Origin of the sequence: Binatus sp. (SeqCode) (assembly GCF_049584895.1) — a bacterium.
Classification (GTDB): Bacteria; Desulfobacterota; Binatia; order Binatales; family Binataceae; genus Binatus.
The window spans coordinates 25,213-39,509 of record NZ_JBAUYR010000043.1 but is presented as its reverse complement, the minus strand read 5'-3'; the positions used below and the strand labels follow the sequence as shown (position 1 = coordinate 39,509).

General features: G+C 60.3%; 13 protein-coding genes and 1 pseudogene. 10 read left to right on the top strand and 4 right to left on the bottom strand.

Annotation, left to right across the window (positions count from 1 at the left end):
* The first annotated feature begins 26 nt into the window (after positions 1-26).
* Genes WB650_RS08905 through WB650_RS08885 form a run of 5 tightly spaced genes read left to right on the top strand, consistent with a single transcriptional unit; the run spans position 27 to position 4,822 of the window.
* Complete coding sequence (locus tag WB650_RS08905) at positions 27-410, top strand: VOC family protein (RefSeq protein ID WP_422303201.1); 384 nt, start codon at positions 27-29, stop codon at positions 408-410.
* A gap of 40 nt (positions 411-450) precedes the next feature.
* A complete protein-coding gene (locus WB650_RS08900; RefSeq protein ID WP_422303198.1) occupies positions 451-1,401 on the top strand; it encodes an ABC transporter ATP-binding protein in 951 nt (316 codons plus the stop codon).
* Between the two features lie 43 nt (positions 1,402-1,444).
* Entirely contained in the window at positions 1,445-3,172 is a 1,728-nt protein-coding gene (locus tag WB650_RS08895; RefSeq protein ID WP_422303197.1) for an ABC transporter permease, read from the top strand.
* A gap of 31 nt (positions 3,173-3,203) precedes the next feature.
* Entirely contained in the window at positions 3,204-3,857 is a 654-nt protein-coding gene (locus WB650_RS08890) for a YceI family protein (RefSeq protein ID WP_422303196.1), read from the top strand.
* Between the two features lie 44 nt (positions 3,858-3,901).
* Positions 3,902-4,822, top strand: coding sequence for a ParB N-terminal domain-containing protein (locus WB650_RS08885; protein WP_423960194.1), 921 nt, complete (start codon positions 3,902-3,904; stop codon positions 4,820-4,822).
* Here WB650_RS08885 and WB650_RS08880 read toward each other — a convergent pair.
* Together WB650_RS08880 and WB650_RS08875 are read right to left on the bottom strand one after the other, a co-directional pair.
* Positions 4,819-5,598: a TatD family hydrolase gene (locus WB650_RS08880; protein WP_422305903.1), complete on the bottom strand. Its 780-nt coding sequence runs from the start codon at positions 5,596-5,598 to the stop codon at positions 4,819-4,821. The genes WB650_RS08885 and WB650_RS08880 overlap by 4 nt on opposite strands.
* The gene (locus WB650_RS08875; RefSeq protein WP_422305901.1) at positions 5,598-7,145 is read right to left on the bottom strand and encodes a class I tRNA ligase family protein; all 1,548 of its coding nucleotides are present in this window, start codon (positions 7,143-7,145) and stop codon (positions 5,598-5,600) included. Before WB650_RS08875 ends, WB650_RS08880 begins: the two co-directional genes overlap by 1 nt.
* A gap of 181 nt (positions 7,146-7,326) precedes the next feature.
* Here WB650_RS08875 and WB650_RS08870 point away from each other — a divergent pair, with 181 nt between their 5' ends.
* From WB650_RS08870 to WB650_RS08850, 5 genes and pseudogenes are all read left to right on the top strand, one after another.
* On the top strand, positions 7,327-7,515 hold the full coding sequence (locus WB650_RS08870; RefSeq protein WP_422305899.1) for a hypothetical protein: 189 nt from the start codon (positions 7,327-7,329) through the stop codon (positions 7,513-7,515).
* A 65-nt stretch (positions 7,516-7,580) separates the two neighbouring features.
* Positions 7,581-7,910, top strand: a complete 330-nt coding sequence (locus tag WB650_RS08865) for a hypothetical protein (protein ID WP_422305897.1) — start codon at positions 7,581-7,583, stop codon at positions 7,908-7,910.
* A 239-nt stretch (positions 7,911-8,149) separates the two neighbouring features.
* A pseudogene (locus WB650_RS08860) lies at positions 8,150-8,317 on the top strand (choice-of-anchor Q domain-containing protein); the annotation flags it as partial.
* 319 nt (positions 8,318-8,636) lie between these two features.
* Positions 8,637-8,864, top strand: a complete 228-nt coding sequence (locus tag WB650_RS08855; protein ID WP_423960225.1) for a hypothetical protein — start codon at positions 8,637-8,639, stop codon at positions 8,862-8,864.
* A 237-nt stretch (positions 8,865-9,101) separates the two neighbouring features.
* On the top strand, positions 9,102-10,739 hold the full coding sequence (locus WB650_RS08850; protein WP_423960191.1) for a choice-of-anchor Q domain-containing protein: 1,638 nt from the start codon (positions 9,102-9,104) through the stop codon (positions 10,737-10,739).
* 254 nt (positions 10,740-10,993) lie between these two features.
* Here the strand turns inward: WB650_RS08850 and WB650_RS08845 are convergent, their stop codons facing one another.
* Both WB650_RS08845 and WB650_RS08840 read right to left on the bottom strand, forming a co-directional pair.
* Entirely contained in the window at positions 10,994-13,210 is a 2,217-nt protein-coding gene (locus WB650_RS08845) for a thaumatin family protein (RefSeq protein ID WP_423960190.1), read from the bottom strand.
* 238 nt (positions 13,211-13,448) lie between these two features.
* Positions 13,449-14,294 (bottom strand): PSP1 domain-containing protein, encoded by an 846-nt coding sequence (locus tag WB650_RS08840; protein WP_422305889.1) that lies wholly within the window; start codon positions 14,292-14,294, stop codon positions 13,449-13,451.
* Between the last annotated feature and the right edge of the window lie 3 nt (positions 14,295-14,297).

The window sequence follows — 14,297 nt, the reverse complement described above, 5'->3', positions numbered from 1 at the left end:
GTGGATAATCTGATCCGGTGCCCCCGATGAAACTCGAGCGGCTGGATCATTTCGGTATCGAGGTGACTGATCTCGCGCGCGCAGAGCATTTCTATACCGGCGTCCTCGGCCTTCAGGTGGTTAACCGTTTCGGCGACCAGGTTTTGCTCGATTGCGGCGGCCAGAACCTTGCCCTGTTCGAAGTACAGCGTTCCCCGCTGGACGACGCCGCGCGAAAATTGCTGATCGCGCATCCACTCGGCCGCGGTCATCACGCGTTCAAAGTGAGTGCGAACGATTTTGCGGTCGCGCGCGAACGTCTCGCCGCGGCCGGAGTCGAGAGTGCCGCGCCGATCGACTGGGGCGATCACGACTGCATGTACTTCCTCGATCCCGATGGCAATCTGCTCGAGATGGTGAGCTACCGCTGAATGCCGATCTGAAATCGCGCGCGTCCGTGGTTCACTGTCGATGAATTCGGGGCCCATGATTCGCGCGGAGGATCTCCGCAAGCGCTACGGCGACCGCGTTGCGCTCGACGGCGTGTCGTTCACCGTCAATGCCGGCGAGATCGTCGGCCTGCTCGGTCCCAACGGCGCCGGCAAGACTACGACGCTCTCGATCCTGTCGGGCGTGATTGCGCCGGACTCCGGCCGCGCTTCGATCGCCACCCACGATCTCGCCACCGATCCACGAGCAGCCCGCCGCAGCCTCGGCCTGGTGCCGCAATCGCTTGCGCTGTATCCGACCCTCACCGCGCTCGAGAACCTGATGTTCTGGGGACGAATCCAGGGGATGGCGTCGAGCGACGCGCTCAAGCACGCGCGCACTTTGCTCGAGGAAGTTGGCCTGGCAGATCGTGCTGACGACGAGGTGAACGAATTTTCCGGCGGCATGATGCGGCGCCTCAACATCGCGTGCGGCATGATGCATTTTCCGGCGGCGATCATGCTCGACGAGCCAACCGTCGGCGTCGATCCGCAGTCGCGCGGGCGAATCTTCGCGGTGGTCGAAGCTGCGGCACAGGCGGGAGCCGCACTTCTCTACAGCACGCACTACATGGAAGAGGCGGAGCGGCTGTGCAATCGAATCGTGCTGATCGATCACGGAAACATAGTTGCGCAAGGCACCGACCGCGAACTGATCGCGCTGGCGGGAACGGAACCGCGAATTGAAATCGTGACGAAAAAAGCGCTGCCACCGGGATGGTCGAAAGGGATCGCGGGCGTCGCCGAAATGCCGTGGGAAGTCGTCGACGGCTTCGCGGCCGCGGCCACGTTGAATAACCTGGAGCAGGTGCCCGACGTCATTCGTCGCGCGGTCGAATTTGGCGACGAGGTGCTCGAATTCCACGTGCATCGCCCCAATCTCCAGGACGCGTTTCTGAAACTCACCGGCCACGCACTGCGCGACGCTCCATGAACACGGCGCATCCCAACTCGAGCGACCAGGTTTTCCCGAGGCGATGATGCTGCGCGCGGTGTGGTTGACGATCGCCAAGGAATTCCTGCTCATCCGGCGCGACCGGGTCGGCTTGTTCATGCTGGTGGTGGCGCCAATCGCCGTCATCGCAGCCGCCGGCTTCTCGCTGGCAAAAATCTACGGCGGTAAAACGGCGCCACGCGGCGAATATGCGGTGACTGTTTTCGACGAAGATCACGGCGCCATCGCGGGCGCGATCCTCGAGGCACTCGGCAATCAGCCGGACCTGGCCGTCATTCATTCTTCGAGTCGCCGCGACGCCGAACTGACTGTCCGCGAGCGAAAATTGGCGGTGGTCGGTATAGTCATTCCGGCCGGCACCACCGATGCGATCGAGCATGGCCGCACCGCGCAGCTGATTCTCTACACTGATCCGGTCAAGTACCTGCAGACCATCAAAGTCGAGCTGGCGCTCTCGGATCTGTGCAGAAAAATCACCGCCGGCGCCGCCGCCGACGCGCGCAGCCAAACCGCTGATCGGACGCGCGACTTTACCCACAAGCTCGACCAGGCGCGCGAGTCTGCCGCGCAAGCCCGGGCCGAAGCCGCTCGCATGACCACGCAGGCCGACGCGTCACGCGCGGCGATCGCGCCGAAGATTCGCGCGCACATCGAAACCGCATTGAATGCCGCGCGCGAACAAACCAAGCTTGCACTCAACACGGAACTTGATCGTATCCAGCGCAAGATCGACGCCGACACCGCTGCGCAGCAGGCGAAACTCGACGAGCTCAAGGATTATTTGAACCGTCTCGAAATCGCACACGGCCAATTCGAGAGCTGGTTCGGCCAATTGAAGCAGCTCGCCGGCAGCCACGCCGCCGACATTCCGCCGCCTCCGGCCATTCCGACGCTGCCTGCTGATCTGAATCTCGGCGGAATCAACCTGGCACCGGTCGCGGAGCTTCGGGACGCGCGGTCCAATCTGGAAAATGCGCTCAAGATTCCGCCGATCGATCTCAAGCTGCCCGAGTTGCCGCCGGCGCCAAAAATTCCGCTGCTCAATATTCCGGAGGTACCCGCAATCGATCCAAGCCTCTCGGTGCCCGGCTCGCTCGGACTCACCGAAGTGGATTTGTCCGGCAAGGAAATCGGGCAGTTCGCGGGATTCAACGCGTTCGATCTCCAGGTGCCGGGGTTTGCGGTGACCTTTCTCTTGATCGGCATGCTGATGGGCGTATCGCTGGCGCTGATCGACGAGCACGACTGGGGCACGCTCGAACGCCTGCGGTCGGCGTCGGCGCCGCTGTGGGCCACACTCACGGGAAAATTGCTCGCGCGCTTCGTCGTCGGATTCATCCAGATGGCGGTGCTGTTCGCCGCCGGATACGTGTTGTTCGGAATTTCGCTGGGACGCACTCCCGCCGCGCTGATCATGCCCGCGGCGGCGGTCGCTTTCGCCGGCGCGGCCTTTGGCTTAATCGTTGCCGGAGTGGGAAAGACGCGCGACGCCGTTCTGCCCGTAGGGGCAATCGTCATCATGACGATGGCTGCGATTGGCGGGTGCTGGTGGCCGATCGATTTCGAGCCGGCTTGGATGCAGCAGGTGGCGCTCGCGCTTCCGACCACGTGGGCGATGCGCGCGTTCAACGATTTGATGATCCGCAACCTCGCCGCGTCGAGCGCAGTGGTTCCGGCGGCCGTCAATTTCGGCTTCGGAATCATCTACTCTGTTATCGGCGTCGCAATCGCGCGCCGCCGCTTCGGCTGATCGCATGAAAAGTGAAAGGGGAATTTGCCAATTGAAAAAATCCGCAAATGAAATTCGCGCCGTCTTTAATCGCGTACTGATGGTGCTGGGCGCCGCATTCGCGCTGATTGCTTTCGAGCCGGGAGCGGCCCGCGCGGCAGTGATGCGATTTAAGATCGACGTCGACCGCAGCACCGTCAGCGTGACTGTCGCTGAGCCGGCCGCCTGGATCCGCGGCGAAGCCACCGGCACGTTCAAGATTATCGACGGCGCGGTGAGTTTCGATCGCGTAAACATTTCGCGAACCGCCCGGGCGCGAATTCTGATCGATTCGAGCAGCTACAACAGCTACAACGCGTCGCGCGATCGATACGTCACTGAAAAATCGCTCGAAGCGGACAAGTATCCAACCATCGGATTCGAGAGCAGCAGCGTCGTCGGAATCGTCATGACCAGCACCAATGAAGGCACCGCGATCGTGACCGGCTACCTGACGCTCCACGGCGAATCGCACGCGATGACCATGTCGGTGCACGCGACGCTGGGTGCTGACGGCGTCTTCACCGGCGACGGCGAGGTGAAATTCAACTACGAGGATTTTGGCGTCAAGGTGCCCGCCGTCTTATTCCACACGCTACTGGCAGGCGACGAAGCCACCGTTCGCTTTCATATCGTCGCGACCGCCGCCGCGACGCCCCTGCAATAAAGTCCGGTTGTCCATGAGCCGGTAGATCAACTAGAAACTTGAGGATGGCGGAATTAGCGACTTCTCCGCGAGACGCGAAGCTCCCGGCCGCGGTAACTGAACTGGCAGAGGCCATCGAAGCTGACGGCGGTGCGGCGCTCGCCGCCTACCAGGAGCCGGTCGGCGACCATTGGCATGTGTTCGCGATGCTTCCGCTGGCGAAAGTGGAAGCGACGCCGTATCAGCGCGATCTTTCGCCGGCGCATCTCAAACGGATGATCGAGGTGATGAAGAAACTCGATCGTTTCACCGAGCCGATCGTCGCCGTTTACACCGCCGGTACCTATTGGACTCCCAACGGCAACCATCGCCGCGCCGCAGCGATGAAGTCCGGCGCCAAGATGATTCCCGCGATCGTGATACCTGATCCCGAGGTCGCTTTTCAGATTCTCGCGCTCAACACCGAGAAGGCGCACAACCTGCGCGACAAGGCGCTCGAAGTCATTCGGATGTATCGCGCGCGGCTCGAGGACCGTCCCAGATCCACCGAGAAGGACTTCGCTTTCGAGTTCGAGCGCGCGCACTACATCACGCTCGGCCTGCTCTACGAAAAGAAATCGCGATTTTCGGGCGGCGTCTACGCGCCGCTGCTGAGCCGCGTCGACACTTTCCTGACCAAGCCGCTGAAAGAGTCGATCGAGGATCGCGAGGAGCGCGCGGCCCAGGTCGAGCGCGCCGATGACCTAGCGGTTGAGTTGGTGGCAGCCGGGAAGAAGCGCGGTCTGATGCATCCGTATCTCAAAAATTTCATCGTCGCGCGATGCAATCCGCTCACCCGCGCGCGAAAGAATCTTCCGACCTGCAAAGCGGCGCTTACCAGCATGGTCAAGGCGCTCGAGGAATTCGACCTGGGCAAAATTCATTTCGGCCAGATTCGCGACGCGGCGCAAATCGCCGCCGCCACCTCAGTTGCCGATTCCAACTAACCCGGCGCAAGCCTGAAGACGCGGGCGGCGTTTGCGATCACTCGCGCGCCGAGCGTAGCGGCGTCGACGCGGCGAAGATTTGCGAGCATCTCGAGAGTGCGCGTTACGTAGGCGGGCTCGTTGCGTTTGCCGCGGTATGGCTCTGGCGCGAGATAGGGTGAATCAGTTTCGACCATCACGCCATCGTCGGGGACGATCGTCGCGGCTTCGCGAATCGCTGCGGAATTTTTGAAGGTGATGATTCCCGAGAACGAGATGCAGAAGCCGAGCGCCAGGAATTCGCGCGCCGCGTTGCTATTGCCGGTGAAGCAATGAATGACGCCCCCGCGCGCCGGAATCCCGGTCTCGCGCACTATCTCGACCAGGCGATTCTCGGCGTCGCGGCAATGAATCACGATTGGCAGATCGAGTTCCTTTGCGAGCGCGAGATGCGCACGCAATGACGCCTCCTGCGCTTCCCGCGGCGAGTGCATGTAATGGAAATCGAGTCCGCTTTCGCCGATGGCGACGACTTTTTTCGACGCGGTCAGATCGCGCAACTGCGCAATTCGTTCGGAAGTGCAATCTTTGGCGTCGTGCGGATGCACGCCGACGGCGGCAAAGATATTTTTGTGCCGCTCGGCAATCTCGACCGTCATCCGATCGTTTTCGATCGGTCCAATCGCGCCTACCGAGATGATCTGTGCGACGCCGGCGTCGGTCGCGCGCGCGATCACGGCTTCGACGTCGTCGCGGAACTTTGCGTCCGCGAGATGACAATGCGTGTCGACGATCATCAAGCGGGCGCTTTCTTATCGATGCGAGGGAACAGGGGCGTCGTCGGGTTTACGTGATGGCCGGGCTTGATGCCTTCGCCATAGGGTGCGCGCGCGAGCTTCTCGTCGACGTTCAGCAACCCTAGAATCTTTTTCGATGTCACCGGCATGAAGGGATCGAGGTTGTCGGCGACGACGCGCAGTCCTTCGACCAGGTTGGCGAGGATTTGCGCGACGCGCGGCAGCTTGTCGGCGTCCTTGGCGAGCGTGAAGGGCGCGGTCGCGACGATGTACTTGTTGGCAGCGTCGAGCGCTTGCCAGATGGCTTCCAGAGCGCGATTGAACGCCAGTTCCTCGACCAGAGGCGCTATCCGCGAAGGAATCGAGGCGAACGTCTCGACCAGCGCGACGTCGAGTGGATCGGTGCCTGCGCCGGGAGCGGCGGTGATTGCGCCTTCGAAGTAGCGCGCCGCCATCGTGAGCACGCGGCTGGTCAGGTTGCCTAAGTCGTTCGCGAGATCCGAGTTGTAGCGATCGATCACGCGCTGTTCGGTGAAGTCACCGTCGAGGCCGTAGGTGAATTCGCGCAGGACGAAGAAGCGCAGGACGTCGGGGCCGATGCTCTGCTGATAAGCGACAGGATCCTGGATGGTGCCCGCGCTCTTCGACATTTTCGCGCCGCCAAGATTCAAAAAGCCGTGGACGTTCAGATGACGATAGAGCGGCAAGCCGGCCGACAGCAGCATCGCAGGCCAGTAGGTCGCGTGCGTCTTGAGGATGTCCTTGCCGATGAAGTGCTGCGTCACCGGCAGGATCGCGTTCAGCGTTGCGTCATCGGTATTCGGCAGCTCGCTGAGGTAGGCCCAGAAGGCGTCGTACCAGACATAGGTCACGTACTTATCGTCGAAAGGGAGCGTGATGCCCCAGTCGAGGCGCGACTTGGGACGCGAGATGCATAGGTCTTCCAGCGGATCGTCAAGCATCCGGAGCGCTTCGTTGCGATAGCGTTCGGGACGGATGAAGTCGGGATTCTTCTCGATGTTGCGGCGAATCGCCTCGCGATGCTGCTCGAGCTTAAGGAAGTAGTTGCCCTCCTTTATTCGCTCGACGAGAGTGTTATGCACCGGGCAGATGTTTCCGGGTAGCAGTTCCTTCTCAGTGTAGAAGCGCTCGCATCCGACACAGTAAAGGCCTTCATAGTCCTTGAAGTAGATGTCGCCGCACTCATAGGAGCGAGCGAGCATCTTCTGCACGAACGCCTGATGCACAGGATCGGTAGTGCGGACGAAGTAGTCGTAGCTGATGTCCAGCCCGGCCCATCCTTGGCGAAAGAGCGTGCTGATCTTGTCGGCGAACGCCTTGGGATGCAGGCCGGCGGCCTCGGCGGCGCGCTTGTTCTTGTCGCCATGCTCGTCGGTGCCGGTGACGAAAGTGACGTTGGCGGCGCCGAGTTTGCGGCGCTGAAACCGCGCGAACGCGTCGGTCGCCAACACTTCGTAAGCGTGACCGACGTGCGGCGGGCCGTTGCTGTAGATGATTGCGGTCGTGATGTGGATGCGGGAAGACATTTGATTAATTGTACGCGAAATCCGCAATGGGTTTCATCTTTCACTGCCTTCCTTACGGCAAGGGTGACCATGGCTCGATTGACAGGCTGTCGGCCCGATGGAAGAATCGCCGAAATTTTCCGGATTAGTCGACCGGCGAAGAATTTGCCAACGCGGCGGGAGGTCGCTGCGGGGAGGGTCCATGGCAGTTCCGATTCGGCGCGCTACGCTTGCGGCAATTGCGCTGCCTGCTTTGTTCGTGGCGATGGCGGGATTGGCCCGCGCCAACACTATTACCGTCAATACTCTGGACAGCGGCAGCCAACCGGCGCCCTTGTGCACGCTGGAGGATGCGGTGACGGCGGCTTGTCGAGAAAGATCGTACCGGTGACGATGAATTGTATCGTGTCGGAGAATCCGGTTCCCCCCGCGCACCCATTCACCGGCGATTGCGCGTTGGCGCTGACGATCGCCTCGACCGAGGATTTGGAAATCATGGGGCCGTCCTACGGCGGTATCACGATCGACGGTGGAGGTACGCTTGAGCTGATCGACGCAGAAGACACCTCGCTCGGGTTGGAGAACCTCACGCTGGCCGACGGCTCCAGCGAGGGAGGTGGGGCACTTTTCGCGGATGACAGCGAAATTGGCATTTTCAATTGCACCTTCACGAACAACGGGGCGGCTGAGGGCGGAGCGATCCTCATCGGGTTTTCCATTGCTGATATCGTTAATGCACGTTTACCGGAAATAGTGCATTTGCCGGAGGCGCGGTCTTCGTCGTAGAGGCGGAGGTTGGTATCACCAACTGCACTTTCTCGGGGAACTCAGCCGAGGACGGCGCGGATATCGTAACTGAACCAAGCGGGAGCGGCGTCAACAACTCGATCTTCGCCAACAGTATCAGCGGCGGCAATTGTGACGGTGTCGGCGACGACGGCTACAACATCTCTGACGACGATAGCTGCGGCTTCAGCGGCACCAGCGTTAACAACAGCACCACGCTGAACCTGGACCCGCTCGGATTGCAGAACAACGGCGGTCCGACGCAGACGATCGCGCTTGAATCAGGCAGCCAGGCGATCGACTTTGTTCCAATCGCTAGTTGCGTTGACGCGTTTGACAACCCAGTAACCGACGACCAGCGGCTCTTTACCCGGCCCGATGACGGCGAAAACGTCTGCGACGTTGGTGCTTATGAGTCCGGTGCGGTCGCGCCTATCGTGCTTGCGCCCAAGAGCGAGCGGGTGCAGATAGCCCGTTCCGGCAGTGCAAATTCGGACATGGTCAACATGGCGTTTACCTTTACGATTAACGGCGACCCGGACTGCGACGCTGATGAAGACGCGCTCAACTCGGGGATCAACGTCTCGCTGTTCGGCAGCACCTGCGCCGATATCCCCGCCAACGGACTGGAACTATCTCTCAGTCCGTTCGTGGTGAGTACCGTCAATCACCAGAGCTATGGAACGCTCTTCCAATCGTTTCCGCCGGAGGACAGTCTCGGCCCGGATGTCTGCGCTCCCAACTCCGGCCGGGTCGTGCGGGGAATGGACGCTGAACCTCGAGGTGGCTGGCCTCGATACCTCGGCCCTGGGACTTGGAGGCAGCAATCCGTTCGCCCTGGTATTGACGGATACAGACGGCGACCGGGCAGGATGCTTCGACATCACGAATGCGATCGTCGGCAATCAGATTCCGACGCCCGGACACCGTGTGCGGCGCGGAGTGAGGCGTTAGGCGCGACGACGGCGCGTTTTATATATCCGAACTGCTATCAGCGCTACACCGTTCTCAGAAAAATCGCTGGCGAGGTGTCGATGACATCTCGCCTGTTGTGATTTTTCGATATTTCTGGCTGTTTTTGCTACTCGATGTTGACAGTTGGCTAGCGCCATGAGAGAGTTTGCCGAGTGAACTAGAACTAGCTAACTGTACAATTTGCCAACGCAGCTTTACTAGCGGCAGGAGGGGTCAATGGCAGATCGGATGCGGAGCTTTACGTTTGGGGCGGTTATCCTATCCCTTTTGTTTCTGGCGATGTCGGGGGTAGCCAGCGCCATCGTTCCTAGCGTAATTACTGTCAACACGCTGAGCGGAGCGCCTGCGCCCGGCCTGTGCAGTTTGCCCGACGCGATCTCGGCGCATGACGCACCAGGAACAGCGTTCAACGCCTGCGCGCTTGGTAGCGGGTTCGACATTATCGACTTCACCGTGACCGGGCAGATCACGATTGATGAAACGCTGCTCGATACCAGCGGCGACCTGTTTATCGAAGGTCCGAGCTCAGGCGGACCGCCGGGACCGGGGCCAGCAGGCGGCATCACGATCAGTGGCGGGGGGACTGTCGAAATATTGCAGGCCCTCGCTGGTACTACGCTCACGCTTACAAACCTGACCCTGAGCGACGGATTCGCGATTCCGGGCGGCGGGGCGGTATTAGCTGACGGGACAGACCTCGAGGTTTTCGATTGTCTCTTCTCGGACAACACTGCAGAAGGTCCAATCTCCTTGATTGGTGGTGTAGGTGGGGCAATCCTTGCCGAGGCCGGTACTGTAGAAATCGTCAATAGCACATTTGCCGGCAATACTGCGGTGACTGGTTCGATTCTCGGCAGCGAAGGCGGCGCCATCGAAAACACTGGCGCGACCGCGATTAAAATCACCAATGCCACGGTCTCGGGAAATACAGCTGATTTCGGCGGTGGCCTGGGTTCCACGGGTTACGACCTCAAAGGAACGATCTTAGCGGGCAACACGGCCAACTTCGTTGGCAAGAACTGCGACAATCCAGTTGCCAGCGACGTCGGCTTCAATATCGAGGACGACGACACTTGCGACTTTACCGCAGGCACCAGCCTGAACAGCACGAATCCTCTTCTGGAACCGTTGGCGAACAACGGCGGGCCGACGGATACGTTCGCGATTGAGACCTCTCCGTCGGTTAGTCCTGCGCTCAACCTGATCCCTGTCGCGAATTGCACCGATCAGACCGGCGCTCCACTGGAAACCGATCAGCGCCTGTATGCTCGACCCGATGCCGCCAATCCTCTCACTTGCGATAGTGGTGCATACGAGGCTTTTTCGGAGCCGCCTTTCACGCTGAACAGCGAGAGGGTGCAGATAGCCCGTTCGGCCAGCGCGAATTCAGACGAGGTCAATATCGGGATAACCTTCACATCGAACGGCGACCCGGACTGCGAACTTGATGAAGATGCGCTGAACAATGGCATCAAGCTCTCGCTGTTTGCGGGCACCTGCAGCGAGCTCCCCGCCAACGGGCTGATCCTGAACCTCGACCCCTTTGAGGTGAAGGTGGTCAATCACGAGGGTTACGGAACTCTCTTCCAATCGTTTGGTCCCGAGACGGTCTCGGCCAGGATGGTCGCGATTCCGTCGGCGGCATGCGGTGAATGGACGCTGAACCTCGAGGTGGCCGGTCTCGACACCGCGGCTCTCGATCTGGGAGGCAGCAATCCGTTTTCGCTGGTATTGACTGACGAAGAGGGCGACGGCGCAGGCTGCTTCGACATCACGAATGCGATAGTCGGCAATCAGATTCCTGTGCCGAGCCACACGGTAAGGCGTGGAGTTAGACGCCAGGTGCGCAGATAGCAACGACCTGAACTCATGACTGCTCAACGCGGGCGGGGTGTCGATAGCACCTCGCCCGCACTATTTCCTGGCGAGATTGTGTTTGATACTGACGGACTCCGATCTTCACGGATCGTCGGCAATCAAATCCAAACGTCGAGCATTCTGTGCAGCGCAGAGTACGTCGCTAAGTTAGGTGAGCTGCCAAATGCAGGAAAGACCTGTACCAGCTTCGCATGGGATGCATGCTGGCTGGTACAGAATTTCCTTGCAGGTCAGTGCGAGCCGGCCTCACTGACGTTGCCCGCCAGCGTTACGCCAACATTTTCAACGTCACCCGCCGGGCATATTCCCGGGGCGAACATTGCGGTTATCTCGAGGTTCGCGCTCACCCCGCCAAGGAACTTTTTCTTTGCCTTGAAGATAAGGTCATATTTGCAGGGTACGTTCGGTTTCAACTTTTTGATTGTCATACAGCTTCCGCCAACCACTGCAAAGTCGCTTGCAGCAGCGCCTGTAATCTGGGTTGAAAGGTTGAACAGATTCACCGGCGCACTGCTGGTGAGCTTGAGCATAAGCCCGCGGGAATTTCCGGCCGTGGTAGCTTTGAAGGCCGCGGTGCCGGAGGGGATGGTCGAAAAGTAGATGAAGCTGGGAGAGCATCTCGGTGTCGCCGTGCCGCTCGGCGTCGGTGTCATCGTGGGTGTTGCCGTAGCTGTTGCGGTCGAAGTCGCGGTGGCAGTGATAGTCGCGGTCGCTGTCGGTGTAAGACTCGCAGAGGACGTCGCAGTTGCAGTAACTGTGGGAGTAGCCGTGCCGGTGGCGGTCGTCGTCGGAGTGACGCTCGGCGTGGGCGTCGCGGTTGGCGTCTGCGTTGCGGCGGCCGTTGGAGTTGAAGTTGCCGTTTCAGTAGTCGTCGGTGTGGCAGTTTGAGTAGGCGTCGCCGTCGGACTGCCCGATATGCCGAAGGTCACCGTATAGTTGACGTCCTGCGTGCAGTCGAATGAACCCGAGTTGTCGTCGTATTGAAACGTGTACTGATTCGGGCAGGCTTGTGCGATGGTTTCGTAAAAGGGCGTCGTGCCGCCGCCGGCTTGAAGCGCTGCCGCCTGCCATTCCGGGTTGAGCAATCCGGCTTCTCCCGAGTAGAACGGGCTCGTGTAGGTTCCGAGACCGACGTTCTGGTTGCTCCCGCTGCCGACGGGCGGGACGCACGCATACGGTACGTCCGCGGAAGTGGTCGCTACGCAGGTGTAGCCGTAGGCCTGTCCACCGTCATTGGTCGAATATTCTCCGCACGCCTGGCCGACCTGAGAGGCAAGGCACTTTCCAGATACGTTGCAGATTCCGACACCCGTAGGAAATCCCGGCACCACACCCATTTCGCACGTTTGGCCGGGTGCACAATCGAGGTCGCCCCAGCAGACTGGCGTGGATCCGTTGGACGAGATCATTATCTGGTATTGATTTGTGGGATCTATAACGGCCGAATAGTTCTTGGCCAGGTACATATCCACGTAGTCAGCACCGTCTGCGGTCCAGCCGGTCCCGCTGGGAATCGCAGAGCAGCACTGTAGCGTTCCGTCGTTCTGCGGAGTCGTGCATTGGGGGTCGATGCTGGTGCATTGATCACCGGGATCGTTGCATCCGAGCACGCATGTGTTGTTCACGCAGGCACCGACTTGGCAATAGAGTCCGGCGCCGCATGAGATAGGTCCGACGGTCGCGGTCGGCGGGGTGGTAATCTGCAGGGCTGAGTTACACGAAGCGAGCAGGTCGGAGTTGCATTTGGATTCCTGGCAAATTCCCGAGGGAGGTACCGAAAGCTGGACCTGGATCGGGACGTTGTATCCCGAGGCGAGGCTGACGTCGTAATAGGTCAGGTTGTCCCCGGAATCGACGGTCGGCTCGAAGACTGAAGTTGGCCCGGAGGCACCCACCTTGGTACTGCCGCTGGTGCAGGAGTACTGCCCGTTGCAATCTCCGGTCGCGCAAATCCCTTCCACCAGGCAGTACTTGCTGTCGTAACAGGTCGCAGTCGATGGGCTGCCGGGAAATTGTGATTGGCAGTACGAGTCGCTTACATCCTGGCTGCAATCCGGGACGCATCGATCGGCGAAGCAGTCATAACCGGTGGCGCAAGGGTTCAATGCTGAGCAACTCGTCGGGTAGTACTTGTCGAACTGGCAATAGGTGCGCGCCCAGAATTGCGAGGACATGTAGCCGCCGGCGGCCTCGTTCGGTAGGCAAAGGTCGACCGAGCCGCCCGATGTAATTTCCCAATCGACGTTGCTGCTTCCGGTTGGCGCGATTTCGGACGGACCTTGCTCGCCGAGCCAGACCGGATAATTCAGCGCGTTTTTGAAAGTCACGTCGACGGTGTTAGCACCGCAGCTCGCGGCCACGGCAGGATGCGCACCGCCGCCAATAATTGCCAGTATCGAAACCACAGCAATAACTGCGGCAATTGTCGGCCTCGTCTTCCCAGACATAGTTGTCCCCCTTTCGCCTGACCTCGACACGTGAATTTCTACCCACCCCAACGTCAACTTTGCGCAAATATAACTAAGAGTAGGATTTTTTTACAGAATATTGACGGTCGAAGCAATGGGCCTTTGATATTTTTCTGTAAGGTGGCGATGGCTGCGCGTGCAAAATCGGGAAATCGCGACTGGAGTCGTCGCTGCGGCGCGATGGAAAGAGTGGCTGACGGAAGCGCCGGAGGGCTTGCTATTGCGGGCGGGAGGCGACCAGGTCTTCCAGCGTTACCTCTACCACCCCGCCGTCTTCTTCGCGCTGAATCAGCACCGTCTGCTTGAGGATGTTCTGGCGGACGACTTTGCCGTCGCCCTTGACGCATTGCACGCGTTTGCCGAGGTTGGGGAGCGCGCGCTTCAGTTCGACGTAAGTGGCGTATTCGTAGCGCAGGCAGCACTTGAGGCGTCCGCACATCCCGGCCAATCGCGACGGATTCAGCGCCAGGCCCTGCTCACGCGCCATCTTGACCGTGACCGCCTCGAAGTCGCGGAGCCAGCTCGAGCAACATAGCTCGCGTCCGCATGGACCGAGGCCGCCGGTGACCTTCGTCTCGTCGCGCGCGCCAATCTGTTTCATCTCGACCCGAACGCGCAGCGTGTTGGCGAGATCGCGGACCAGGTCGCGGAAATCGACGCGTCCCTCGGCGACGAAATAGAACGTGACTTTGCGCCCGTCGAAAGTATAGTCGGCGTTCACCAGCTTCATCTGGATGCGCCGATCGCGAATGCGCTCGACGCACATCCGGCGCGCGTTTGCCTCGCGCGAGATATTTTCCTTTTCGAGGTAGAAATCGTTGTCGCTGGCAATCCGGATGATAGGACGCAACTGCGAAAGATCGATCGTCTGCGCGGGCTCATGTGGTTCGATCTCGACCGTGCCGACGCGCGCGCCCGCCTCGCTTTCGACCAGTACGCGCTCACCGCGGCGCAGCTCGCGATCGCCGGCCAGGAAATTGTACAGATGGCCGGTCTGCTGCAGACTGACCGCGACAATTTTCGGCAGCGACGGCGCGCCTTCAAACGGATCGATGTCTGCCACTAT

Bases quoted from the DNA above. Each gene is read 5' to 3' on its own strand.
- WB650_RS08905 (WP_422303201.1), top strand. From the start codon at position 27: ATGAAACTCGAGCGGCTGGATCATTTCGGTATCGAGGTGACTGATCTC.
- WB650_RS08900 (WP_422303198.1), top strand. From the start codon at position 451: ATGAATTCGGGGCCCATGATTCGCGCGGAGGATCTCCGCAAGCGCTAC.
- WB650_RS08895 (WP_422303197.1), top strand. From the start codon at position 1,445: ATGATGCTGCGCGCGGTGTGGTTGACGATCGCCAAGGAATTCCTGCTC.
- WB650_RS08885 (WP_423960194.1), top strand. From the start codon at position 3,902: ATGGCGGAATTAGCGACTTCTCCGCGAGACGCGAAGCTCCCGGCCGCG.
- WB650_RS08880 (WP_422305903.1), bottom strand. From the start codon at position 5,598: ATGATCGTCGACACGCATTGTCATCTCGCGGACGCAAAGTTCCGCGAC.
- WB650_RS08875 (WP_422305901.1), bottom strand. From the start codon at position 7,145: ATGTCTTCCCGCATCCACATCACGACCGCAATCATCTACAGCAACGGC.
- WB650_RS08870 (WP_422305899.1), top strand. From the start codon at position 7,327: ATGGCAGTTCCGATTCGGCGCGCTACGCTTGCGGCAATTGCGCTGCCT.
- WB650_RS08855 (WP_423960225.1), top strand. From the start codon at position 8,637: ATGTCTGCGCTCCCAACTCCGGCCGGGTCGTGCGGGGAATGGACGCTG.
- WB650_RS08850 (WP_423960191.1), top strand. From the start codon at position 9,102: ATGGCAGATCGGATGCGGAGCTTTACGTTTGGGGCGGTTATCCTATCC.
- WB650_RS08845 (WP_423960190.1), bottom strand. From the start codon at position 13,210: ATGTCTGGGAAGACGAGGCCGACAATTGCCGCAGTTATTGCTGTGGTT.